At 43.3% G+C, this 24,070-nt stretch carries 19 protein-coding genes, 1 other RNA gene and 3 pseudogenes; 9 read left to right on the top strand and 14 right to left on the bottom strand.

The window, feature by feature from the left end; translation table 11 throughout:
- Positions 1-38: 38 nt before the first annotated feature.
- The 3 genes and pseudogenes from F6K52_RS06525 to F6K52_RS06535 form a co-directional block, all read left to right on the top strand.
- Positions 39-395 (top strand): annotated as a pseudogene (locus tag F6K52_RS06525) (bifunctional nuclease family protein); the annotation flags it as partial.
- Positions 396-718: 323 nt separating this feature from the next.
- Positions 719-1,849 (top strand): aldo/keto reductase, encoded by a 1,131-nt coding sequence (locus F6K52_RS06530; protein WP_293075556.1) that lies wholly within the window; start codon positions 719-721, stop codon positions 1,847-1,849.
- Between the two features lie 141 nt (positions 1,850-1,990).
- Entirely contained in the window at positions 1,991-2,563 is a 573-nt protein-coding gene (locus tag F6K52_RS06535) for a hypothetical protein (RefSeq protein ID WP_293075558.1), read from the top strand.
- A 12-nt stretch (positions 2,564-2,575) separates the two neighbouring features.
- Here F6K52_RS06535 and F6K52_RS06540 read toward each other — a convergent pair whose 3' ends face one another.
- Entirely contained in the window at positions 2,576-3,763 is a 1,188-nt protein-coding gene (locus F6K52_RS06540; protein ID WP_293075560.1) for an extracellular solute-binding protein, read from the bottom strand.
- A gap of 654 nt (positions 3,764-4,417) precedes the next feature.
- Between F6K52_RS06540 and F6K52_RS06545 the strand changes: the two genes are divergently transcribed.
- The gene (locus F6K52_RS06545) at positions 4,418-4,798 is read left to right on the top strand and encodes a hypothetical protein (protein WP_293075562.1); all 381 of its coding nucleotides are present in this window, start codon (positions 4,418-4,420) and stop codon (positions 4,796-4,798) included.
- Between the two features lie 125 nt (positions 4,799-4,923).
- On the opposite strand, the gene cobT is transcribed toward F6K52_RS06545, so the two are convergent.
- The 3 genes from cobT to F6K52_RS06560 all read right to left on the bottom strand — a co-directional run bounded on the left by cobT (position 4,924) and on the right by F6K52_RS06560 (position 8,249).
- Positions 4,924-6,126 (bottom strand): nicotinate mononucleotide-dependent phosphoribosyltransferase CobT, encoded by a 1,203-nt coding sequence (gene cobT, locus F6K52_RS06550; RefSeq protein WP_293075564.1) that lies wholly within the window; start codon positions 6,124-6,126, stop codon positions 4,924-4,926.
- A 438-nt stretch (positions 6,127-6,564) separates the two neighbouring features.
- Positions 6,565-7,419: a DUF2232 domain-containing protein gene (locus F6K52_RS06555; RefSeq protein ID WP_293075566.1), complete on the bottom strand. Its 855-nt coding sequence runs from the start codon at positions 7,417-7,419 to the stop codon at positions 6,565-6,567.
- A gap of 122 nt (positions 7,420-7,541) precedes the next feature.
- Positions 7,542-8,249: a Crp/Fnr family transcriptional regulator gene (locus F6K52_RS06560; protein WP_293075569.1), complete on the bottom strand. Its 708-nt coding sequence runs from the start codon at positions 8,247-8,249 to the stop codon at positions 7,542-7,544.
- 383 nt (positions 8,250-8,632) lie between these two features.
- Between F6K52_RS06560 and F6K52_RS06565 the strand changes: the two genes are divergently transcribed.
- The 3 genes and pseudogenes from F6K52_RS06565 to F6K52_RS06575 all read left to right on the top strand — a co-directional run bounded on the left by F6K52_RS06565 (position 8,633) and on the right by F6K52_RS06575 (position 13,618).
- The gene (locus F6K52_RS06565; protein WP_293075571.1) at positions 8,633-9,874 is read left to right on the top strand and encodes a hypothetical protein; all 1,242 of its coding nucleotides are present in this window, start codon (positions 8,633-8,635) and stop codon (positions 9,872-9,874) included.
- Positions 9,875-10,958: 1,084 nt separating this feature from the next.
- Positions 10,959-11,594: a sugar transferase gene (locus tag F6K52_RS06570; protein ID WP_293075618.1), complete on the top strand. Its 636-nt coding sequence runs from the start codon at positions 10,959-10,961 to the stop codon at positions 11,592-11,594.
- A 739-nt stretch (positions 11,595-12,333) separates the two neighbouring features.
- Positions 12,334-13,618, top strand: a pseudogene (locus tag F6K52_RS06575) (transposase).
- Here the strand turns inward: F6K52_RS06575 and ssrA are convergent.
- The 5 genes and pseudogenes from ssrA to F6K52_RS06600 form a co-directional block, all read right to left on the bottom strand.
- Positions 13,616-14,007, bottom strand: a transfer-messenger RNA (tmRNA) gene (ssrA, locus tag F6K52_RS06580). The pseudogene F6K52_RS06575 and the gene ssrA overlap by 3 nt on opposite strands.
- A gap of 161 nt (positions 14,008-14,168) precedes the next feature.
- Complete coding sequence (locus tag F6K52_RS06585; protein WP_293075573.1) at positions 14,169-15,332, bottom strand: NDP-sugar synthase; 1,164 nt, start codon at positions 15,330-15,332, stop codon at positions 14,169-14,171.
- Positions 15,333-15,604: 272 nt separating this feature from the next.
- Complete coding sequence (locus tag F6K52_RS06590) at positions 15,605-16,471, bottom strand: segregation/condensation protein A (protein ID WP_293075575.1); 867 nt, start codon at positions 16,469-16,471, stop codon at positions 15,605-15,607.
- Positions 16,472-16,859: 388 nt separating this feature from the next.
- Positions 16,860-17,247 (bottom strand): annotated as a pseudogene (gene tnpA / locus F6K52_RS06595) (IS200/IS605 family transposase).
- A 70-nt stretch (positions 17,248-17,317) separates the two neighbouring features.
- Positions 17,318-17,677 carry a LapA family protein gene (locus F6K52_RS06600; RefSeq protein ID WP_293075577.1) on the bottom strand — a complete coding sequence of 120 codons (360 nt, stop codon included), beginning with the start codon at positions 17,675-17,677 and terminating at the stop codon, positions 17,318-17,320.
- 98 nt (positions 17,678-17,775) lie between these two features.
- Between F6K52_RS06600 and F6K52_RS06605 the strand changes: the two genes are divergently transcribed.
- Both F6K52_RS06605 and pdxH read left to right on the top strand, forming a co-directional pair.
- Positions 17,776-17,991, top strand: a complete 216-nt coding sequence (locus F6K52_RS06605; RefSeq protein ID WP_293075579.1) for a hypothetical protein — start codon at positions 17,776-17,778, stop codon at positions 17,989-17,991.
- 10 nt (positions 17,992-18,001) lie between these two features.
- Positions 18,002-18,646 carry a pyridoxamine 5'-phosphate oxidase gene (pdxH, locus tag F6K52_RS06610; RefSeq protein WP_293075581.1) on the top strand — a complete coding sequence of 215 codons (645 nt, stop codon included), beginning with the start codon at positions 18,002-18,004 and terminating at the stop codon, positions 18,644-18,646.
- A gap of 42 nt (positions 18,647-18,688) precedes the next feature.
- Here pdxH and F6K52_RS06615 read toward each other — a convergent pair whose 3' ends face one another.
- From F6K52_RS06615 to F6K52_RS06635, 5 genes are all read right to left on the bottom strand, one after another.
- Entirely contained in the window at positions 18,689-20,749 is a 2,061-nt protein-coding gene (locus tag F6K52_RS06615) for a DICT sensory domain-containing protein (protein ID WP_293075583.1), read from the bottom strand.
- A gap of 198 nt (positions 20,750-20,947) precedes the next feature.
- The gene (locus F6K52_RS06620; protein ID WP_293075585.1) at positions 20,948-21,727 is read right to left on the bottom strand and encodes a photosystem II S4 domain protein; all 780 of its coding nucleotides are present in this window, start codon (positions 21,725-21,727) and stop codon (positions 20,948-20,950) included.
- A gap of 75 nt (positions 21,728-21,802) precedes the next feature.
- Complete coding sequence (locus tag F6K52_RS06625; RefSeq protein ID WP_293075587.1) at positions 21,803-23,032, bottom strand: transposase; 1,230 nt, start codon at positions 23,030-23,032, stop codon at positions 21,803-21,805.
- A gap of 123 nt (positions 23,033-23,155) precedes the next feature.
- Entirely contained in the window at positions 23,156-23,302 is a 147-nt protein-coding gene (locus F6K52_RS06630) for a hypothetical protein (RefSeq protein ID WP_293075590.1), read from the bottom strand.
- Positions 23,303-23,439: 137 nt separating this feature from the next.
- On the bottom strand, positions 23,440-23,946 hold the full coding sequence (locus F6K52_RS06635; RefSeq protein ID WP_293075592.1) for a hypothetical protein: 507 nt from the start codon (positions 23,944-23,946) through the stop codon (positions 23,440-23,442).
- Positions 23,947-24,070 lie beyond the last annotated feature (124 nt).

Genomic DNA, 24,070 nt, shown 5'->3' on the forward strand with positions numbered 1-24,070 from the left:
TTCCTTCGTGACTGGAATGCAGACGTGTTCTCTCCCGATCTCAAACGTCACCACGTCCCCTCACCCATGACCTAATGGCCAATTATCTAGAGAAGTGGAGCATAACCCTGGATCGTGTTATCATACACTCTCTCCAAGATAACACATTCTATGCCAGCCTCTGTGTTAGTCAGGGTGAGACAAAGAAAGAAATTGATGCTCGACCAAGTGATGCCATCTCTATCGCCCTACGCACTGGCAGTCCGATTTGGGTGATGGAAGAAGTTATTGCTGATGCTTCGATACCTGTAGACCAAGATAAGGATGAAGAGGAGCGTCGAGCTTTTCGGGAATTTGTATCTAATATCCGCCCAGAAGATTTTCTTCACCGTGGAGGATATAGTCGTGGTAGCTAAAGCCAAAATATTGGGATTAAACGGGATTTAACAGCAAAAATATATTAATTGCTCTGTCAAAAAATTATGGAGATGTTTCTGAAAGCCTTACCATTTAGCCATTGGTGAGAGTTTTCCAGATTCTCTAATCCAGATGCTCTACCCCAAGTGAGCGTTGGGATAAATGGATATATCCCAAACTATGACCCAAACTATACCCGAAGCTATACCCGAAGCTATACCCCAAGACAATCGATGGCTATCAACTGAGCTTTTTGCGCAACTGTTTTTCGGGCAACTAAGGTTTTAAGCAAAGACTTTGATTATTCCAGCAGTTGGGGAACATGTATTATCGGCGGTTTGGTAAAACTAATCTCCAGCTTTCAGTATTTTCTTGCGGCACCATGCGTTGCTTAGCATCTGAGTCAAATGCTCAGAAGACGGTGCAACAGGCAATCGATCAAGGAATTAACCACCTGGAAACTGCCAGGGGTTACGGCAAGAGTGAAGAGTACCTTGGTAACATCCTGAAAGCTGGATTGTCAGTACCACGAGACCAGCTATATATCACCACCAAGATTCAACCAACCCCCGATGCTGATTTGATGAGTCAGTGGATTAATGATTCCTTAGAACGTCTACAGCTTGAGTATGTCGATTGTTTAGCAATTCATGGGATTAACACTGAAGAGCATCTGTCCTGGGTAAAGTCTGACAGTGGCTGTATGGCAGCTGTCCAAAAAGCCGTAGCCCAGGGACGTATAAGCCACGTTGGTTTCTCAACCCACGGTTCAATAGAAGTGATTCTAGGGGCAATTCAAACAGATTTTTTTGAATTCATCAACCTGCATTACTATTACTTCTTTCAACGCAATGCTGCGGCGATTCAATTGGCTGATCACAAGGATATGGGTATCTTCATCATATCTCCTGCTGATAAAGGAGGCAAACTCTACACCCCACCACCAAAGTTAGAGAAACTGTGCCATCCCTTCTCGCCACTGGAACTGAACTATCGATTTTTATTAAGCGATCGTCGCATTACCACCCTTAGTATTGGACCGGCTAACCCAGATGAGGTGACCCTGCCTTTAAGTGTGGCGAACCGAGACGAGTCTTTGAGCCCAATGGAAGTGGCAGCATTCTCTCGTTTGGAAACCCACTTGAACAATGCTCTAGGAACTGACCGCTGTAGTCAATGCTACGCTTGTCTACCTTGCCCAGAAACCATTAACATTCCAGAAGTCTTGCGGCTGCGCAATCTTGCTTTGGCTTACGACATGACCGAGTTTGGTCAATATCGCTATCAAATGTTTGAAAATGCTGGTCATTGGTTTAGGGGGGTCAAGGGAAACCGTTGTACCCATTGTGGTGACTGTCTTCCCCGTTGCCCCGAACAACTGGATATTCCTTCCTTACTCTCTGATACCCACCAGCGTCTTAATGGTTCTCCTAGGCGTCGTTTGTGGGGATAAGGTGAGTTGGTTGTTCGCGCCGTATTCGCTTTAGGGTAGGTTGTCTGTCAGAATGCAGAATGCAGAATGCAGAATGTAGAATTCGGGCATTCTTAATTCTAAATTCTTAATTCTACATTCTTAATTATTTAAGGTTGGTTGATGGATAAAAGAAACACCGTTAGTAAAATACATCCCTTGTCTGTTGTGGCTTGTGTCTTGTGCGTTGTGTTTCTAGAGAGCTGTTTTCTGGTTGGGTGGAAGCCTAAACCAGTTTTAGCTCAAAAGACTGTAAAAGTGCAACCAGACACAGAAGCTGTGAATTTGAATTTACTGCAACCAAATAATCTTCCTACTGATGGGTCTGTGATTACTGCTGATACTATCTCTCAAACTAAGCTCACTACTCCAAGTTTCTGGTGGGCTGATGAACAGTTTGGCGGTAAGCTACTGGATAATTGGTTAGCTTATCCGAGTAAAGGCCGGGTAGATTTGGTAGTGAATCGCCAACTCTGGAGTCTGCTTAACTATCTAGGTAGGTATGCTTTTATTAACAAAATGGGAAACGTTGCCAGGGATTATGACTACAATACCAGAGTATTTAACCAGCGAGGAAAGCCTTTAGGAGCTTATACCTGTGATGGTAATTCCATGTGCCAGGTGGAAGTATGTATACCTGGCCAAGTCCCTTTAGCTGGCAAAGTCTCGGCCTTTTGCCAGTTATCACAAAACTAGAACAGGGAATTTTCACGTACTTCGCATTTCTTTCCACAAGGATTCATACTGCTTTTCTGTAGACTCTGGTAAGGGATGGAGAAATTCACACTTGTTGAGAATTGCTGCTTCTGGCAGCAGTAGAGGTAAGGTTTGGATCTCTTGTGGCAGCCTCTCCCGAGGCATATTAACCAGAATCGGGGAAGCAGCATTAGTCAGTAGAGAAATTTCCTTGGCTGATTTGCTATCCCAGCAAAATTCAATCCACTTTTTGCTTAAATCCGACTCAGAGTTACTTTCTGAGGACTCAGAAGCAGAGCTAACTGATACCGGTTTTACCCATACATCTGACCACAGGGCTGTTCCTGACTGAGGCACCACTGCCTCAATTTGGCGATCGCGTGTTCTTAGTGCCAGGATATCCGTAGACCAACCGACTGCGACCCAGGTATCCCCCAAAACTAGAGGTTTTAGGTAGTGATCCGAACTGTAGAATTTAACCTGTTTAGCCAGTTGTTGAAGTGCTGGTTTCAAGTCTTTGACTTGATTTAAATCCTGTTGATTATAGGATAAGCCTAGGTTTTTCAAGGTTAAACCAATCACTTCTCGGTGGTGGTCTAATACAGAAATGCGATCGCGTAAAGACTCACGCCATAAGTCACTCCAATCAGTGGGAGTCCACCCTAAGGCTTTGAACTTGTCACGGCGATAGGCAATGACAGTAGCACCCCAACGATAAGGAGCACCCCAAACTTTTCCTGAATTGTCTAGCTGACCAGTTTGGTCACGTGTGACGAGTTTCTGGTACTCTGGCGGCAGTTGTTTCCATCCTGGCAACGTTTGTATGTTCAAAGGTTGGATCAATTCCTCATCAATGGCTGACTTTAGCCAATAATCTCCTAAGGTAACTAAATCAGGACTTATCGATTTCCTAGACCTAATCCGGATCAAATCTAGGAGGGAGCGACCTTGATTATTGTTGGGTTTGCCTTGCTCTTTCAAGGTTGTCAGGAGTTGGAATAAAGCAGATAGTTGTTTCTCCGGGTCAAAATTTAGCTTAGCCCGTAGTGTTAAGGTCTTACGAAATTCACCCAACAGCTGAACTGGGATTGAATTTTGCAACAGCCTTACCTTTAAAGAGGCTTGTTGTCCAGTACAACCAGATGCTAACTGACTAAGGGCTATGGTACTAGCACCTAGTATCAAGGAGCGTCGCTTCATAAGTATTTCTGAATTTCCTCTAGTTACCAACTCTTTGACCTTAATTTACATTGGCTCAATAGCAATTACCATAGCTATTACCAATTAACTAACTTTTGTGACTTCTTAGACCAACAGTCATCTGCTAGATCTAGTCAATCTAATCAATTAACAACTACTCATAGTATCGTTAACAAAACTAATCCAAGTCAAGGACTAAGGCAAGGGCTTTTGTAAGATAAAGTGATGGGGGTATATAAATATTTATATATAGGGGTTAATAAACTTATTGCTTATCTTGTCAACTGCTATTAGTTTACCATCTCTATAGAAGTTGGAGAAGGTAATTACATGAGGAAAGTTATCAGTATGTTATGTATTAAAAGTTACTATTGCCAAGGAATTAACTCCGAAAAAACCGATTGTGATAATTAATTATTGTAGTGCAGAACTTGGTATAAAAGACAATTATTAATTAAAGCTGAATTAATCAGGGTAAATATTAAGATATACAGCGGCTATCTGGCATTTTTGAAAAAATCACTCTGGAAAACAGACTCTAAGGAGTTTAGAGCTGATTTTTGACAATAGTTAAATAAATCAGCAATTCATCGGATTTTGATCGTTCAGTGACTAGGATGAAAAAAGAACTAAGTTATGGCAGTTTAAAATCCTATGGATGAATATCAAAATCAAATCATGGCTCTAAGTCATAGAGTGGATACTCTGTGCGAAGCCATCGAAAAACTCAGTTTGAAGCTTTCAGAAGGCCTTTCTGAACTCAAAAATAGTTCAAGACAGGAAACTCAGCAAGCTGATCCAAGTGGGCAACCCATACCCCAGGTCAAGGAAAGTCAAAGTTCCATTAACCTACTAACCCAACATAAAGATGTGCTGATTGATAGTAACTCTGGGCTAGGTAGTTTCTCTAGCAATAGTAACAATAATATCTCTGCCGATATTCAAGTTCAACGCTTAACTGCCCAACTTACAGCAGCCTACAATCGGATTGCTGCCTTAGAAGAACAACTCCTAGCACAGCGAATTCATTCCTAATTGGCAGTCTTCTCCAAATTAGTCTAAGGGTTGAAGGTTAATAGTGAAAACAAATCAGCACCTCTGTGATTTTTTAACTAACTTGGTCAGACTGTAAAGTGTTTTTTCACTGGCTTCAACAACAATCACCTCAGAGAAAGACGATATTGCTCCACTACGTTTTCAATGGCTTGAAGTAATTCAGCCGAGTTCCAGCCCTTATAAAGGTGGGCTGCGATCGCACATCCTCCAGCACCCACACCTTCCTTGACATATCCTTGCTCATATGCATGTAGCTGAGAATAACGAGACTGGCTAAAACTCAATTGTGTTGCCAAAAGGGGTACACTCCCAATATCTTTTGCTAATCCAACTGTGTCACCAGTCGAGTCTTCTGCCACCCAGCGAGTTGTTCCCACAACTACTTGTGCTGGTTGCCATGCTAGGGAATTACCCTCAATAATACTGGGGTAGGCTAAACCCGACTCTGCCAATGCCTGTGCTAAGGTATAAACCGCTAGCATTTGGGTACCACCAGCGAGTAAAACGCCACAGCGACGACTAGCTGCCATTGCCATACCTGCTGCTGCAATTTGCATCGGATCTCCCACTGCTGCCACTAGCTTTAAGTGATCAAGTGGTGAAGGGGTGAGGGAGTATATAGGTGCGGGGTGGTGGGGGTGAGACGGTGAAGTTTTCTTCCTAGGTTCGCTACCCCCTAACCCAGCTCGTTGTAACCCCAGCTTCACTACCTCCCACTTTTGATCATGATTGCACTGGGGATGACTACTGTTAACCTTACCAGCGGCATCAATCCCCAAAGCAGTGAGGAGGCTAAGTGCGGTGGTAGTTCCCCCAACCACACACTCACTGATAATCAAATAGCTATCACCAACCACACTTGCTAGCTTTTCTCCCCACTGTAAACCTTGCTGAAATAGCCGTTTCACTATTTCCAGGGGCAAGGCATTGCCAGAAGTTAGGCACTTAGCTGGTATTCCTGCTAAGTCAATGGCTGGTACTGTCGGAGGGTGAGGTAAACCAGCATTGAAAATATAAATGGGTAGGTTAAATGCCTCAACTACAGCACGGGAAATCAAGACAGGGGATACTCCCACAGTTAGAGGAGGAAGGGGATATTGAGGTTGGCGAGTAACTCCATTGACCAAAAACTCAGCATCAGCGATCGCAGTATACTGACGATCATCTGGGGTAGCACCAGCCGCAGAAATGCCTGGAATCAGCCCAGTAGCAGTGAATCCTAAAATACAAGCAAATACCGGTGAGCATCCCTGATACTGTTGTAACCACCGTTTTCCCTTTACCTGCTGGGTATAAACTCGGATCATTAGTCCTTAATTCTTAGTGTTTTGTTTTTATCTGATATAGAAAAATAAATATAAACAAATGCTATACTAAAGATGAATTATGGTGAAATGTAAAAGTAAACTTTGGTTCAAGTTAAACAATCGTTTTGTCAAATTAGCAAATAAAGTAAGTAAATACTTAACTCGTTAATAGGACTATTTTTTAACACACATTTTCACACACATTAGTTAGCAATATAATTCCATAAATTTCAATCAAATAAAATAACGATTGCCATAATTTACACGGGCATAAGCTGGGATAAAGGTAATCGATAAAGCTTAAGCTCTAAGCTCCAAGGGCTCAGAGCTGATAACTATTTGCGCAAAAAAGCATAGCCTTCAAGTAGCGCGTAAGCTGACCGTTCAAAGTATAACAAACAGCCTCTTATCAATTACAAGTGACCAATGGCTAATAGCTCAATCGTAATCCAGCAAAACTTTTACCCAGTTTGGTGGTCTAGGAATCGGGTTTCCTAATCGATCAAGCATGAGTAAAGCTACAATATGCACCACGAATAAATAAATGGCATTATTGATAATAATCATTACTATAGCCAGGGTTTGAACTAGAAATAGACTGGGCTGAAATAGCAAGCCCAGCTTGAGAAACCACCAATCCAATAATCCTGTCACCTGGGTCATTACGTAAACCCAGAGGTCTTCTCCCAATAGAATTGAGAACAACCAAAACCGAAAAAAGAAGCCTATTGTACCAATTAGCGTACCCATGCTAATAGAAAGCAGCCAGCTAGCTCGACGTTTCCAAAAAGCTCCCAGTTGCACCCCCATCAGACCATAAGGAACCAAAAAGATAATACTGCGAGTTACTCCCATAAGCACTGATAGTAACAACCCCGAAACCAGTGCTGCCATCCAGGATGCCCTACTGCCCCTCCTTAGGTAAACTAAAGCAATCGGCACTGGGAAAAACATTTTGAGTATTGGTCCGAGAGGAAAGTAATAATTAATCAGCCAAATCAAGCTGGCGGTACTGGCCAGAAACGCTGTTTCTACCATGGTTATAGGTGTCTTAGGTCTAGGGTTTAGACCATTGCTCAGGCTAGGGGAGTGAGCAGAAGTGGATTGTTTGTAGACTGCTCTAGGTTCTCTATTTTCTAGTGGGTGATTTGGCTCCCCAGTTAATTGATCCCCCATCTCAGTTACATCAGCATTGCTCTTAGGGAATTCCGTTGTTGATTTTGTGGGTTTGTTTTTAGATTGGGCAAAGAGATCTTGTGAAGCCGCTTGACTATCATCAAAAGAATCACTCATGCAAATTTAGTAACCTCTTGAGGAAAGGGACAAATGATAACAGAAGAGATACTGTTAAAGTACCCTTGCATCTTAGCCCATCTCAAATTTCTCCTCATTTGGAGATACCTTATATCTCAAAACTAGATAATCATCTTTTCCAGAGCAGGCAGATCACAGATAAAAAGGGTATCGTGATCCCGCATGATCAAGCCTTTCTTCTCCAGCTTTGTCAGGACTCGTGTGACCGTCTCCCGCGCCAATCCACTCAGGCTACTTATCTCTCGATGAGGTAAGTTAGGAATCTCCGTTCCTCTTTGTTTCAATTTGCCTTGTCCTTCAGCTAGAAACAACAACGTGTCTGCCACTCGTGAGGTACTATCTGACTCCCGCAAGCGTAGGCGTCGGTTAACCTGACGCAAACGCTTTGCCATCAACTGAGCTAAGTGGACACCAGCCAAAGGTTCCGTATGAATTAACTCAGTAAAATCCTGAGCGGGTATACTACCAATAGTTGTAGGGGTCAAGGTAATCACATCTGTTGAACGAGGTACTTCCTCTAACGCTGCCATTTCACCAAAGATTTCTCCTTTCCCAAGAATATTCAGTGTCACCTCCTTCCCATCAAGGTTATAGGTGCGAATCTTTGCCCAACCATCTAAGATGAAATAGACAGACCCCCCCCAGTCATTCTCCAGCAAAATCACTCGATTTGCTGGATGGCGACGGGTAACCATATTAGCAATGGCTTTTTCGACACTAGGATCTGGTAAGCCAGCAAAAAAAGGAGTGCTAGCCATCGAATTATGAACATTAGAGTTAACTTCAGATGAATTGTATCGGTCTTCCATGGGATCATGAGCGCTTCGTAAACACCTTGAATAGATAGATGATCCGCTGTCAAATCACGTGAGTCAGGGAGTGTGCCTGTGTCAACTAAAAGAAGCCAATGAAACAGATCTGCTTAACCTCACCACCTTTGGTAGACCAACGACAATGACTGATATGAGTAAAATTGCCTTGACAAACCAAGATTCTTACACTACTTGCAGTAAGCTGAGGTAGGTTAATTCTGGTAGAAGGGTTGGCAATAATCACATCGGGTAAGTACAGTTATTATGCTCCATGATGAACAATTTGTAATAGTTTGGTGACTGTGGCAATTTAACATTAGAGACAGGGGGCTGACTCTCACTCCTGTATGACTCAATTTGTTCTCGTCAAGGGTTTCAAAGTGACTGCTCAAACCGACATTCAATCTCTGATTGCTGATATTGACCACATCCTCCATAAGCCTGACTTTCCTCTACCATGGTTCAAGTCTGGTGACCTAGCGGCTGCACACCAGGTTTTGCGGAAAGTTCGTAGCTACCTAGTTTCCCAACAGCAAAAGCTAGGGGTAGAATCGGACAAGACAAGTACTACAGTCACCCCATCTCAAACGGGAGTAACCACATCTGTTCAGGAGGGAGTGCAGCAAATCCTGCAAGCAGTTACTCAAGAAATGAATCTTGTACGTACCGATTTGACGAAACCATTGCAGGTAGAGTTGGAGGCTCTACAGCAACAGCGGGAGTCTCTAGTACGAGAAATTCAGCATTTGGAGAGTACCAAGCAGCAGCTGGATTACTATACCAAACAACAAACTGCAAATGTGCAGTTTGCTTCAGACTACTTCTCACAAGGGCTAATCAACCGCCTTGTCGAAAGCTTTACGCAAAAGCTATCTCAAATTTTAGCGAATTGGGAAGCTCACTTAAAAAAGAATCCCACTAGTGACGACTCAATCAACCGATTGCCTTCAAATCAGGACGAGATTGTTGCTGTAGTCGAAAGACAACAGGTCATTGAGCAACTACAGCAGCTTCAAAAACAATCTGATCAACTTATACAAAATATAGATGTTAACCAGCGGTTGATTTTTGAGACCCTACACAGAGATCTTCAAGGTTACCAAGAGTCTTTATCTCAGGAACTTGAAAAAATGCACAGCTTAGGCATGCAGGGAGAAATGTTGTTTGCTGCCTTTGTGAATCGTCTAGCTCAGCAGTTAGGACGAGAAGCTTCAAGCGTATGGCCTTCGTCACAACAACCAACAGATGTATCGTCACAACAACCAACAGATGTACAGGTTCAACTTGAGGATAAGGATAGCTTTCAATTACATCCGGAAACCTTATTGCCCAAAAACTCTGTGACTATGACTGAGTCGGTCTCTGAGGGATCAGATTTGAAGCAGGAACCACCAATGGATTGGTCAACAGGAGAATTGCCTCAATCCTGGGGGATAGGATTGTCTGAAGAAAATACACCATTGCGATTGGCCGTAGGCCAATCGCACTTAGGTGATCCTACACCAGAGTCCCAGAAGACATCTGTGAGCAATGACTCCCTTGAGCATTCAGAAGTCATTGCTACTATTAATGCCTTGACAGATTTGTGTGAACAGATGGGTGTTGATTACCTGAATGGGTGACAAGTAGCTTGAGCGTTTCAGAAGCTGTGGGGTTTTTGGGATATGGGTTGGGGCGGGGACGTGGGGTGGCTCGGAATATTCAAGAGCTTTGAGCAAAGAAAATAGTGGCTTGTGACGATGCAAGTTTCTTTAATTACAGAATCGATATGTTCGCGCAGCAGGGAGTAAGCCCTTCGTAATCCGTGGGATGCTGTTACGAGACTCGGATGAAGCGCGTCCGTTGTGTTTTCGGTAAATTTTTGAAAATTGCTGCCAAGCTGGCAACATGGCTAAGCTATAGCCGTGTTTACTTATCTGTGATCTTAAATCCGCTTTTAGTGCCTCCTTTTAGTTCACTCGAGAGGGAAGTTGCGACTACATCAGCTTGCGTTTACCTGCCTTTCACCTAAGGCTTAGCCCCGTGACTTGATGATAAAGGAGGTTTTTAACTTGGATTTGGTATCAGAGGTAGTCTTGAGGGATATCTACCTAGCAACTTAACATCCATTGGATTATCTTTACCTCTAATCATTGCCCGTCATTTGTTGATTAATAATAGTTAACTATTATTACCAAAATTCAGACTGGAAGTCAATTAATTCAACCCCAATTCACAATTCCTTCACGAATTCGCCGATAAAATGTGAAAGTTCAATGAAATGATACAAAATATACTACTCTTTTTTTGAAAAATCAAAATACTATGAGCAGAGGCTTCGATTAAAAATTCTTAATAAGGCGGTCAATAAAAATGACTAGGTCATCTACCTATATATAAGTTACTTTTTAAAAAAAAATCTACTTTATCGGGAACTTTTAAAGTTTTCAGCGGTCTGGTTAATAGACTATTTAGTTTACAACAAAGACTTTAGGGTTCGTGGGTGTCTACCAAATCTTTTAACAAATGGCAGGAGACTCTTCCATAAAGTTTGGCTAAAAACTACCTAAGCAAGTTAGCTCTATTGAGCATAACTGTTCTATCAGCCTGGGGATTTAAAGCAATTATTCCGTCGTTTAATCAAATTTAGATAACTAATAGAAAGCCGTGATTATCTCCAAGTCTTCTGCTTATACCTCGATTGATTCACCAATTTGGGATAACAGAATACCCAGTTGTTTATTTCAGCAAGAGGTTCATCAGTCTGCCAACAATAATATCAAGCGATTAATTGATATTATTGGAGCTTTAGTTGGATTATTAATTACCGTGAGCATCGCAATTCCCATTGCGATCGCTATGTCGATAGTCGATCCCGGTCCATTATTTTATAGTCAGATCCGTTGTGGTCTGAATGGAAAACCCTTCCGAATCTGGAAATTCCGCTCAATGATCGTGGGTGCAGACAAACTCAAGCACTTAGTAGAAAACCAAGCTAAAGGTCATATATTCAAAAATGAAAATGATCCCCGTATCAGTGGGATCGGAGGGTTTCTACGCCGCACCAGTCTTGATGAATTTCCCCAATTCTGGAACGTTTTCAAGGGAGAGATGAGCCTAGTCGGAACTCGTCCTCCTACCGTTGATGAAGTCATGAGCTACAACCGCCATCACTACAAGCGTTTAAGAGTTAAACCTGGAATCACCGGTGAATGGCAAGCCAATGGTCGTTCAAAGGTGACTGACTTTGAAGATATCGTTCTTATGGACTTGGATTACCAACATAAGTGGTCTATCGCTTACGACCTGAAGCTGATTGTGAAAACTATTATGGTAATCTTTAATAGGCATGGTGCTTATTAAGATCACGTTATAAGTTGTTAACCCGATAGTACTAAATCCAGGTTGAACAGAATGCTTAAGCTAACCCTATCTACAATGTTTGATTGAGGTGGGGTTAGCTTCAGCTAATAAACACGCATCGATAACAGATTAATTAATTAGTGACAGGATAGTAACTGCTATTATTTTGATCAGTAAAATAAGACTTCACGAACCTTTTTGAGAGCTGCTATCAAAAGATAAATTAATAGAGAAGTGGAAGTATTGATTGATGATTAGAGTTAACTATAATCACGTTCAATAATAACAACTTCCATGGTTCCTAATAAACTAAAAATCAATACTGTAAAAACTGAGATTGATGTCCTTGGATCAATTCAGGGGAGCAATTCAGGAAATCAATCTGAATCGGTGATATTTTTGACTACTCTCGTCACTAAATCACGCAAATATTAAATCACGCAAATATAGCGAGAGATTTCGAATAACATAAATCGTTACTGGCGCGCGCCAAATAGCCTCGCTTACTCTTCGTTGACACTCCCCGTGTCCCGCACTTGTCTTTGACTATAACGGGAGTCCCCAAGGAGATTGAAGATGCTAATATTTATAAAGGATCGAAACGCTCTTTACCTCGCGTCTTTAGACCGAGGATGAAAGCGAATAGCGGCTTTAGCCGCCTAGAAAGAAGATTGATACAATAGTTGCCATTTTAGTCTAACATCGCTAGACTAAAATGGTCGGAGCGAGGTCGAAACTGATGATTGTTTTAGAGTTCAAAGCAAAAGGAAGAAAACATCAATACTCTGCTATTGATGAAGCTATTAGGACAGTTAGATTTATTCGCAACAGTTGTCTCAGGTACTGGATGGATAACAAAGGGGTCAATAAGTTTGATCTCAATAAATATAGTGCGGTCCTTGCCAAAAAATTCCCTTTTGCTAATGAACTGAACTCTACAGCTCGCCAGTCCAGTGCTGAGAGGGCATGGTCATCTGTTGTGCGATTCTTTGACAACTGCAAGAAAAAATTACCTGGAAAGAAAGGTTTTCCTAAATTTCAAAAATATTGCAGGTCGGTTGAATATAAACAGTCAGGGTGGAAACTATCCCCTGACAAGAAGTCAATCACCTTTAGTGACAAAAAAGAAATTGGAAAACTTAAACTCAAGGGTACTTGGGACTTGTGGCGTTTTGATAAAAAACAAATCAAGCGAGTTCGGATAGTCAAAAGAGCTGATGGCTACTATGTTCAGTTCTGCATCTCAGTTGATGTGATTGAGGAACTAGAACCATCTAAAAGTACTGTCGGCTTAGATGTAGGACTAAAAGAGTTTTACACTGATTCTGACGGAAATTCTGAACCTAATCCTCGGTTCTATAGGACTGGGGAGAAGCGATTGAAGTTTTATCAGCGCCGGGTTTCCCGGAAAAAGAAAGGCAAGGCCGTAGGCCACGCTACGCGAACATCCAACCGTAGGAAAGCCATTAATAAATTAGGTAGACAGCATCTTAGAATAAGTAGGCAACGTCAAGAGCACGCAAAGAGAATTGCGCGCTGCGTAATCCGGTCTAACGACTTGGTCGCCTATGAAGACCTAAGAGTTAAAAATTTAGTCAAAAACCACTGTCTCGCTAAGTCTATTAATGATGCAGGTTGGTATCAATTTAGGAAGTGGTTAGAGCACTTTGGCGCTAAGTTTGGCCGGATCACTGTAGCGGTAAATCCTGCCTAAAAAGCGCCAGAATTGTTCTGAATGCGGCGAGGTGGTCAAGAAGTCACTATCGACAAGGACTCACGTCTGTAAATGTGGTTGCAAATTAGACCGTGACCACAACGCCGCGAACAACATACTAAAAAGAGCCTTGGGTACGGTGGGGCACACCGGAACCTGGGTCTTAGACCCAGTAAACGCTTCGGGAGATTTGGCCTCTACTGTTCTTGGTTCCGGCCAGGAACAGCAAGTCGGGTCGTTGAGCGTTCGCGAAGCGTGGCCTGCGGCCAAGAATCCCCGCGTCTTTAGACCGGGGAGTGTCAATTTTTAATGGAGCCTACGGGAATTGAACCCGTGTCCGCCCTGGTTATTTACTTATCGCTCATTCACAGGCATAGCCCCTTTAACCCTCGGAGCGGGGATCATCCATTATCCCGGATGACAGGATGCTTTGGTGAAGTCTTAGCTAGCAAACCGACCAAAGACAGCTTACTAGAGCATCCGTTGGGGTTAAGTCTGTAGTCGTTAACGGAGTCAAACTACAGACGCTCGAACCTGTTTATAGGTGTTTAGGCAACAGCAGGTGCAGCCTTACGAGCAAAAGGAACGATGTTGTTCGCAGTTACAATTTTTTTGAGTCCGGTATTTGCGAGAGAAGACTCACTCTCGACCTGAATCACGGGTCAGCTTTCACCAACACGTCGAAACCATTAAGGCCCCTTGCAGTTATCTGTTTTTTATATTATACTCAATATTTCAAAGTAGCAACTACCAAATAGCCGTGATCGTCTTGCGGTGATCCTGAATTGGAAAATTTCTTTAAAGCTATTGAGCTGGGTAAATCCCCGCCTTCTATAAGGACGAGGACTTACCTGAACCTATTAAATCTTGCTGCTCAGGATTTCCTCAATCGCTTGTCGTTCTGCTGGTTCAGTCACAGGCAAACTCTGGCGGGTATCAGTAATCAGCCAATCTAGGGCTGCCGCCTGAACATCAATAGCTGCACCAGTCTTATCAACACAATAGCGTCCAAACACTAGCTTATCCACTAGACGCACTCCGGCTCCAAGGCGAGAGTATTCAAAAATTACGCTATTCTCAACCGTTGCTCCGCTACAGATCCAGCAATTGGGACCAATCATAGTTGGTCCGATAATCTTTGCCCCATCTTCGATGTGGGTCATAGCACCAATGTAAACCGGACCTTTGATATCTACTTTGTCCCAATTGACTGCGACATTTAAGCCAGTATAGATTCCGGGAGCGACTTCTTTGCCGGGAATCGGTACATTGTTGATTTCTCCAAGCAGCACACCTCGAACAGCTCGCCAGTAATCTGGCACTTTACCAATATCAACCCACTGGAAATCCATTGGCACCGCATAGAAAGGAGCCCCCGTTTCCACAAGTTTGGGAAACAGTTCGCCGCCAATATCATATTCCTGACCAGAGGGGATATAGTTAAAGATTTCTGGCTCAAAAATGTAAATTCCTGTATTGATATTGGTACTGAGGGCTTCCTCCACGGAGGGTTTTTCTTGGAAAGCTTTGATTCGACCAGTTTCATCTGTAACTACGACACCGTAGCTAGAAACCTGTTCTCGTGGTACAGGTTTTGCCACTAGGGTAGCAATTGCTCCTTTTTCTTTATGGAATTTAAGTGCTGCTGTCAAGTCCAGGTCAATTAGGGCATCACCACAGAGCACCACAAATGTATCATCAAAGAAGGGATAAAAGTCCTGGATCTTGCGCATGCCACCAGCTGAGCCGAGGGCTTCTCCAACCAGTTGACCATCAACAATCCGACCTTCAAAGGAATAAGCAATATCAACGCCAAAACGCTGCCCATCTCGGAAATAGCTTTCAATTTCGTTAGCCAAGTGAGAGACGTTGACCACAACTTGGTTGAAGCCATGTTGTCGTAATAGTTCTAGTAAAAACTCCATTACTGGTTTTTGCAGGATGGGAATCAATGGCTTGGGAATAGTGTAAGTGATAGGGCGAACGCGAGTTCCCTTGCCAGCTGCCAGAATCATGGCTTTCATGTATCTTTTCTCCTTAAACTAAATCCATAGAGGTTGATGTGGGCAATTGAGTACGATTCTAACTAGTCCTTGAACTCTCACCCACGATTAGCACGAGGGACTAAAATCCCTAACTCTTTTTCATACCCACCGCTATTACACAGGGGCAAACAAGCTGGAATTTTCTGTAACCTATGCTTTGAGTGATGCTTTGAGTGACCCCAGCTGAGAATTACTGGTTTCCTGACAAGGCTAGTTGATGTTACAATTCCCCCTTTTAAGCGTGGGGTTCATTACTCCAATTTACGGATTTTTATATCTTGGTAGAATTCTTCTTGGCATAACTCAACCTTAGACTGAGCAGATAACAATAGCAGTCCCCAGAAAACACTAACTCTGTCCCCTATTAGTGATTCAATAGGAGCGATCGCTGTTTCTGTGTCAGCTTTTCCCGACATCTTGGCTGTTCTGAGTTTGTCCTCCTGGTAAGAAGAACCAAGGGAAGTTGATGCAACTGATGATGGGGATAACGTCCACCACTCTAACAACTGATTTAAATTCAGCCAATCGTTGTCTGCCGCTAGCTCATACCAGTAGCGGGATAGAAATTCCTCCAGCCGTGTGGCAATCTCGGTCAGGTTTTCATCATGAGCTAGATGGGCAATACGAGCTGCCTGACTACGGGCAGTAGAGCGAGTCCCTTTTTTAGGGGAAGGTAAGGGGTTTTCACCCAGTTGGACTGCCATCTCTTGCAACTGTTGAATTAGCTCTGGCAGGGTTACTGGGCGTCTTTTAGGGGGTCGGGCAGCAGAGCGACGGCGTAGATGACGTTCTAGATTGCGAGGCAAACCTCTATCTCCCCTGCCATCAATTTGCTCGGAGCCATCCAGTTCTTCAGGTTCCTCCAATTCCTCGGGTTCTTCTAAACGTTCCAAGGTATCGGCTTTTAGTAGAACTAGCATGGATGCCCATAGAAAGGCTTGCCCAGACTGAGACAAGTCCGTGTCACGGTATCCGAGTTCTGGATCACTCTCTAATGCTAGTGTACTTAGATAGCGGTCAATGACATCAATTACCTGAACATCCCATGGGTCAATTTCTCCCCGCTGTGCCACATCAATGAGAATAGCGATCGCTTCGGTAGCAGGTGTTGTAGTCATCTATAGGATCAACTCAATTGACTAAAGATATATAGCCATGTCTTGTTTGATAGTGTTGGTCAATTAACTGACGGCAGGACTTACACAAAACTGGGAACCAAACCCTATAACCTAGAAGTACGCTTAGTGAACCTACAGGTAGAGTTACTCCGGAAGTCCTGTAAGGGGTGATATCAAATCCGGTAGCATCGGTATTGTATGATTTGGAGGGAGGACAAATAGGAGAACGAAAATAAGAAAGCGTAACTTTTACATCTTAAATTTGAACTCTTGTAGAGACCTTTAATACAACCTCTGAAGCAAACAGGATTTATCTGAATAGACACCATAAATTGGCGATTTTTAGGGGTAAATTAGTAGCCCTTAGATTCTTCTATGGGGAGTAAACTTAACTCCTAAAATAGAACAACTTAATAACTTCGATAGACTCACCGCAAACTGTACAAACGCTAATACTTTTAGTTACAAGCCTAGGCAGTCTAGAGCGAAGTTGCGGGAATTATTTTCTGAGATATATAGAAGACATACCTTTAATGTTTGACTGCTTTACAAACTCCAAACTTAGGGTTAACTTCGATAGAAATATCTACATGGACTTGAATTACTTCCATATCTATAATTTATTAGTCCATGTTCGGGCAAGCTTCTATAATTAACTCTTTGATCCTGATCTCAAGGTTGCCTGTAAGAACTTTTTGTCTGTAGTTATGGCAAACTATAACAGGGGACTTACAAGAGTAAACAACATTTTTGTTAGACTTATATTGCTCAGGTATTGAATCCTATAGGGTATAGGGGAGATTCAGTTCCTTGACATTTTCCCAATCCCCAATAGCGATACTAATATTAGTCTAATAGTGGATTATCTGCCATTGGGTCAGATGCTGATAAAAGCAACTGTTTCTGTTCAATCTCAATTTTGAATTGTTGAATGTCGTCCTCTAATTGTCTAATCTGTTCATCCTTCGAGTGTATCTGCCCAACCATCTTACGAGTTCCGAGAAAATTGAGAAATCGCGTCCACAAGCTGAATAACCAGGCTATAACTGCTCCAAGCCACATGGATAGAATCAGGGCAATCGCCAAGGGAGCCTTAACCTGGATACCATCAATAATCCTAATGGAAACAGATTGGGTATTTTCCAAGCCAAATAAGACTAGTGCCAGACATAGAGCGAAAATCAGCAAAAAATTAATCTGTCGCATCAGCTTAATCCAAAACCGTTGCAGTTGCTTCGTACTTCTACAACAGATAACACGAAAAATCGGCTTTTTTAAATTGCCGATTACTGGAACGTGCACAGGTGTCCCAACGCGCACAGGTCAAGGACATCTACTTGGCACGGTCATCAACTGAACTTTTTATCTCTTCTCCCCCCGCTATTTTGGCGGGCTGGGGGGAGCTTGGATTAGCTCAGGTTATGACTGTGTGCAGTATAGCAGCAGTTGGAGTTCCCTTCAAGCCTACACTTGCTTCCATCGAAAGTGTAGGAGATCCCACCACAACTGGTCAATTGTAAGGCAAGAAACATGAATACTAGAGTAGCTGATTTCCGTAAGGAATACACATTGAAGGGTTTGAGTGAAACGGATGTCCACCCAAATCCTTTCGAGCAATTCAAAATTTGGTTTGACCAGGCAGTGGCTGCCGAGTTGCCAGAACCGAATGCCATGACTATAGCGACAGCAACACCCGATGGCAAACCTTCCGCCCGGATGGTACTGCTGAAAGGCTACGATCAGCGGGGGTTTGTCTTTTACACTAATTATCAAAGTAACAAAGGGCAGCAGTTAATCGAGAATCCTTGGGCTGCCATCACGTTTTGGTGGGCTGAGTTAGAAAGACAGATACGGATTGAGGGGCGAGTGGAGAAGCTAACAGCCGCTGAGTCTGATGATTATTTTAACAGCCGTCCCAAGGGTTCTCAGTTGGGGGCTTGGGTGTCAGATCAAAGCCAAGTCATCCCTAATCGTGAGGTGTTGGAGCAACGGTTACAGCAACTGGAGCAGGACTATGAAAATAAAGAGGTACCTCGTCCACCCCACTGGGGAGGGTTTCGGGTAATTCCATCAGAAATTGAGTTTTGGCAGGGACGTCCCAGTCGGCTCCACGATCGGTTGCTGTACAATCGTGGTGAGGATGGGGATTGGGTGATTAAACGATTGTCCCCTTAGTAAGCTGGTCTTAGTAAGTTGGTCTTCATTATCTCGAATCCCCTAACGTTTACGCCGAGCTTTTGAGTGCTTTGATTTTGGAGTTTGGATAATAGGAACAGTAAAATAAAACTGAGAACCTTGGTCTTTGCCAGCTGAATTTGCCCAAATTTTCCCGCCCCAGCCTTTGACAATTTGGCGACAAATTGCTAAACCTAGCCCTGTTCCCCCAGTAGTTCGCCGCAGAGCACCTTCTTCTTGATAGAAGCGGTCAAAGACAGCTTCCAGCCGATTGGGTTCAATACCACGTCCAGAATCTTCGATAATAACTACTATCATGGAATCATCGAGTGTTTGGATACTTATTTTTACTTCTCCTTGTGGGCTGGTAAATTTGCAAGCATTATCGAGAAGTCTAGCTATAGTTTCAACTAGCCACTCCCCGTCGGCTTTGACTAATGGAAGGTTCTCTGGAACTTGAACCGATAAACTAGGTCGTTCATCTTCAGAACGGCGAGCGCAAACATTACTCAGGGCAAGGTCGATGCACTCTCTTAGGGAGAGGGATTCTGGGTGCCATTCGACACGACCACTTTCTAAGCGGGAAAGAGTCAGGAAGTCTTGAATCAGTTTCCGCATTCGTTCGGCGTCAGCGAGGGCAGTATTGAGCATCACCTGACGCAATTCTAGGGACATATCTGGCTCACTAGCTAGACTCTCAAGACATACTTGAATTGTGGAGAGGGGAGTGCGCAGTTCATGACCTGTAATCGCCACTAAATTGCTACGGGTGCGGTCAAGAGCTTCTAGCTGCTGATTCAAATCTTCTAGGTTGGCGTAGGATTCGGCTTGAATCAGAGCTACACCGACTTGAGTGGCGATCGCATCCACTAAGGCTAACTCATCCTTTTCCCATTGATAAGGTTGTGACCCACAATGATGTATATCTAACATTCCCAATAACTGACCCTGATACAGCAGTGGGACCTTCAGCCAGGAGCGAATGGCAAACTCTTGGACTAGGTTGTGCAAGGTTTTTGATCCTGGATTACCAGTTTTATTTGTGGAATTACTAGCGTTAATCCGAGGATCCGTCTGGGTGTCTTCTACATAAATCGGTTCTCCACTCTGCACAACCTCTTGGAATAGGCAATTGTCTTGCAATGGCCATATTTTTCCTAGTGTGGGCACTAATGGTTGATCCCCCTTACTAGGGGGCTTTAAAAACTCATGATTGATGATAGTAGTGGTATCTGTTGCTTTACAGCGATAAATCAAACACCGTGATGCTTCAAGGGCTTTACCCAACTCTTGCACAGCGACTTCAAGAATCGCATTGGGGTCAAGGGATCGCCTAATGGCGTTGGAAATAGAATTGATCAGAGATTCTTTCTTGCCCTGAGCAGCAATGGAGCGATAGGCTTTGAGCAATTTATACTGACCTGCCTGTAGGTAAGTCACCAAGCGCTGGACAAAAGGGTCAGAATTGGCGGAACTTTGAGCTTGGTCAAGAAGAGATAGATTACTGGTAGAGTTTTGGGTTAATTGAGCACTAACTACTGATGAATCCTCTAAATACTGAGATTTGGCCTGTTCAATCTTAGCGGCTAGTTCAGGTCGGTAACTTTGAATGCGATTGAGTAATATCTCAGCTGCTTTTTGACTCACCGTCCGGTCAAATGTCCAGATGCCTTCAAAACGTCGGGATGAGTCCATTTCCCCATTGGTAACCTCTAGTATTGGTGAGGGTCGTTCTTGACAAATCAAACAGTTTGTGTAGGTTTGCCCAATAACTACCAAATGCCATTCTTGAGAGAGGGTATCGTTGGGTTCAAATGCCACGGTTTCGTGATACTCTGAACTACTCTTAAATTCTGTTTCCGGTGCTGCTAGTACATAAACTTGGGGGGTCTGTTGAGCAATGCGTCGATATCGATGAGCTTCCTGACGGTAGAAACGCTCTCGCTGGAAGCTAGCAATGACCAACGGCTGCTCTGAGCCAGCTAATACTTGATCTTCCATGGCATGGGAAAGTGCGGTCAAAGAAGACTTGAAGTACACCTGTGACCGCAGTATAGGTATAGCTTGCAGTAAGCTTTGCAGCACGGAAGTCGTAATAATCATTAATAAATTTTCATCACAAATGCTAGGTATTTTGGAAACCCCAGCTATAGGCGACGGGGAAAGGAAAACCAGTCGGGGTCTTTAGTCCCAGTCAGGGTATGGGGTGCTGACAACCTATAGGCTTTTTATGTCTACCTTTCTCAATTTATCTTATAGACAGGAGATTGAACACAGCGAAAGTTGAAGCCCCACCTTGTTTCAGATGTATCGCGTTAATTCAACCCGATATCGTTGTTTTTTAGTAATAGATACATCTCCAACCTCCAAGCGTCCTTTACCACGAATGGCAATCAAATCTCCAGATTTGACTGTATAGCTAGATTGTTTGACCTCTTTCCAGTTAACTCGCACATCCCCAGTGGTAATCAAATCCACCATCTTGCTGCGGGACATACCAAACCCAGCTGATGCGATCGCATCTAGACGCATGGAAGCTTCTGTTGTTGTTCTGAGTTTCTTTTTCGGTTCCCTAATCTTGAGTTCACTCAAATCAATCCGTTGAGTTTTGACAGGTACCGAACGCACCTGATTTAAATTCAGTTCCAGAAACTCTACCAACTCTGGTACCACAATTACCTGAGCACCTCGCTCTCCCAAGACAATAATGTCCCCAATCTTCTCTCGCACCAATCCAGTTCCTAGAATTGCTCCCAAGAAATCCCGGTGAGTTGCCGTATCAAACAAAAAATTCCCAGCAATATCCAAACCCACCACTTCTACCTGAGATTTATCCAGAGGCAATTCCTCACGGGCGATCCCTAACCGTTGTCGTTCTGCCTGAGGATATCCCCCCCAATTCAGCAATTGCACCTCTGTCAACCGTTCAAACTGCTGAGCAACCTCTACCAAAACTGGCGGTGATAGAAAATCAGTCAATACCACCTCCCAAGTCTTAATTGCTTGATCAGCTTGGTCAATCACACGAGCCACATCTTCTCGATTCTCTACACTTTTTAAAAGTTCTTCTCTAGGTAACATTCCTAATCAATTTTTAAATACTTTTGATTTTAGATAATGGTCTAAATAATTAGTTCCTCAATTTGTAATCAGGATTTATTGACACTCCCCGGTCTTTAGACGCGGGGATTCTTTGTTCGCAGACTCGACTTGCTTAACCAGGTCGGAACCAGGAAAAGTAGAGGCCAAATCTCCCAAAACGTTCGGATCTAGGATCCAGGTTCCGGTGTGCCCCACCGTACCCAAGGCTCTCTTGAGGATATTGATGGCAGCGTTGTGGTCGCGGTCTAATTGACAACCGCATTTGCAGGTGTGAGTCCTAGTTGATAGAGACTTTTTTACAACCTCACCACACTCAGAGCAGTTCTGGCTAGTGTAGGCCGGGTTGACTGCAACAGTGACCCTGCCAAACTTAGTTCCAAAATGCTCCAACCATTTCCTAAACTGATACCAACCCGCATCATTAATAGACTTGGCCAGACAATGATTTTTTACCAAATTCCTAACCCTTAGATCTTCGTAGGCAACCAAATCGTTAGATTGGATTACGCAACGTGCCAGTCTCTTGGCGTGTTCTTCACGTTGCCGACTTATTCTAAGGTGTGTCCTACCTAGTTTATTAACAGCTTTCTTGCGGTTGGATGAGCCTTTCTTTTTTCGAGATACCCGACGCTGATAAAACTTTAAGCGCTTTTCACCAATCCGATAAAACCGGGGGTTAGGTTCAGTTTTTCCAACGGAATCCGTGTAGAAATCCTTCAGCCCGACATCTAACCCGATGGCTGTTCCAGTTGGCTCCAGTGCTTCCGTTATGTCAACTGAAACACAGAACTGGACATAGTAGCCATCAGCTCGTCGAACTATCCGAACCCGCTTAATTTGCTTCAAGTCAAAGCACCACAAGTCCCAATTACCCTTGAGTTTGAGCTTCCCAATTCCCTTCTTGTCCCTGAACACGATCGACTTTTTATCTGGGGACAATTTCCAGCCAGACTGTTTGTATTCAACCGATCTGCCACGCTTTTGGAACTTTGGGAAACCTTTTTTTTCAGGTACCTTTTTTTTGCAATTGTCAAAGAATCGAGAAATTGATGACCATGCCCGTTCAGAACTGGCCTGACGAGCGGTAGAGTTCAATTCATTAGCAAACGGGAACTGATGGGCTAAAACTTTGCTGTATTTCGACAGATCGTATTTATTGACGCCCTTGTTGTCCATCCAATATCTGAGACAACTGTTTCGGATAAAACGGGCTGTCCTAATAGCCTCATCAATAGCAAAATATTGAGGTTTTTTGCCGTATGCCTTGAACTCCAGAATGATCATCAGTATCGACCTTTAACTGCTTTATTTTATTCTACAAGATTCCGGTCTCTGAATATTTTTCACGGCGGCTAAAGCCACCATCTCGCTTTCATCCCGGAGACGAAACCTTAAAATAAGGCAGCCTTAATCATAAATTTTTAACCCTTTTACCCATAGCCGACCAACCATAAAGGCTGCCTTATTTTTGCGGTAACTTCTGACCCGGTCTAAAGACACGGGGCTTTCAGCATCGTTGATTCTTTGTAATAGGTAATTAGTTTCGTTTACCATCTATTATCCATTACTAATGATAAAAGTTATCTTTCTTCAATTTTTTTTATTTTTATTTACATTGAGGCTACTTACTTTGCCCTCTTTGCGCCTTTGGTATTTTTACTACCAAAATAATTGCGCAACCCTTAAATATTCTAGAGGAACTCATACCGTTGAATAGTCTCTGGCTGAAACTGACGCAGAATTTTATTGCCTAGCTCTGTCAAACTCTCGGATCCCTGAACAACAATTAAGTATTTTCCCTGATTCAGACGGTTCCGATAAGGCAGTGCATCACCACTACCAACACTCAAACTAACCCCACCTCCAACAAAAACGCTACCCATTGCTGCTGCGATCGCACCAAATACCCCTCCCAGGAGATGGTTACCAATTTCACTAGAGTAGCCAAACAGTTTTATTTCAGTTAGCACATTGAACAGATAACCCGCTGCAAATCCAAAGGGAATCAACCAATATGCCATTTGTCGGGCTCCCTTGATTCCCTGTTGTTTGGGGTCAATGAATCCAAACTCATCAGCACTTTTATATCCTCTACCCAAGATACTTACTCGATCCATAGGTAATTCTTCTTTTTCCAAAGCAGTATAAGCTTCTTCTGCCTTAATGCGGTTGGGGAATACAGCAATCACATATTTCATCGCCACTTGTGCTGATTATCTACATTTAAAGTTTACTTGAACTCTTCTGTCACATGCCTTGAGCTCGTTTTGATTCCCTGCGTCCAGCACAGGGGTTTTCCACGGTTAGAGTTTTAATAAATTT

The sequence above is a fragment of the Moorena sp. SIO3H5 genome, from assembly GCF_010692395.1.
Lineage (GTDB): Bacteria > Cyanobacteriota > Cyanobacteriia > Cyanobacteriales > Coleofasciculaceae > Moorena.

Excerpts from the sequence above, each read along its gene's own strand:
- F6K52_RS06530 (WP_293075556.1), top strand. The coding sequence starts at position 719 with ATGTATTATCGGCGGTTTGGTAAAACTAATCTCCAGCTTTCAGTATTT.
- F6K52_RS06535 (WP_293075558.1), top strand. The coding sequence starts at position 1,991 with ATGGATAAAAGAAACACCGTTAGTAAAATACATCCCTTGTCTGTTGTG.
- F6K52_RS06540 (WP_293075560.1), bottom strand. The coding sequence starts at position 3,763 with ATGAAGCGACGCTCCTTGATACTAGGTGCTAGTACCATAGCCCTTAGT.
- F6K52_RS06545 (WP_293075562.1), top strand. The coding sequence starts at position 4,418 with ATGGATGAATATCAAAATCAAATCATGGCTCTAAGTCATAGAGTGGAT.
- cobT (WP_293075564.1), bottom strand. The coding sequence starts at position 6,126 with ATGATCCGAGTTTATACCCAGCAGGTAAAGGGAAAACGGTGGTTACAA.
- F6K52_RS06555 (WP_293075566.1), bottom strand. The coding sequence starts at position 7,419 with ATGAGTGATTCTTTTGATGATAGTCAAGCGGCTTCACAAGATCTCTTT.
- F6K52_RS06560 (WP_293075569.1), bottom strand. The coding sequence starts at position 8,249 with ATGGAAGACCGATACAATTCATCTGAAGTTAACTCTAATGTTCATAAT.
- F6K52_RS06585 (WP_293075573.1), bottom strand. The coding sequence starts at position 15,332 with ATGAAAGCCATGATTCTGGCAGCTGGCAAGGGAACTCGCGTTCGCCCT.
- F6K52_RS06590 (WP_293075575.1), bottom strand. The coding sequence starts at position 16,471 with ATGACTACAACACCTGCTACCGAAGCGATCGCTATTCTCATTGATGTG.
- F6K52_RS06600 (WP_293075577.1), bottom strand. The coding sequence starts at position 17,677 with ATGCGACAGATTAATTTTTTGCTGATTTTCGCTCTATGTCTGGCACTA.
- pdxH (WP_293075581.1), top strand. The coding sequence starts at position 18,002 with ATGAATACTAGAGTAGCTGATTTCCGTAAGGAATACACATTGAAGGGT.
- F6K52_RS06615 (WP_293075583.1), bottom strand. The coding sequence starts at position 20,749 with ATGATTATTACGACTTCCGTGCTGCAAAGCTTACTGCAAGCTATACCT.
- F6K52_RS06620 (WP_293075585.1), bottom strand. The coding sequence starts at position 21,727 with ATGTTACCTAGAGAAGAACTTTTAAAAAGTGTAGAGAATCGAGAAGAT.
- F6K52_RS06625 (WP_293075587.1), bottom strand. The coding sequence starts at position 23,032 with ATGATCATTCTGGAGTTCAAGGCATACGGCAAAAAACCTCAATATTTT.
- F6K52_RS06630 (WP_293075590.1), bottom strand. The coding sequence starts at position 23,302 with ATGGTAAACGAAACTAATTACCTATTACAAAGAATCAACGATGCTGAA.
- F6K52_RS06635 (WP_293075592.1), bottom strand. The coding sequence starts at position 23,946 with ATGAAATATGTGATTGCTGTATTCCCCAACCGCATTAAGGCAGAAGAA.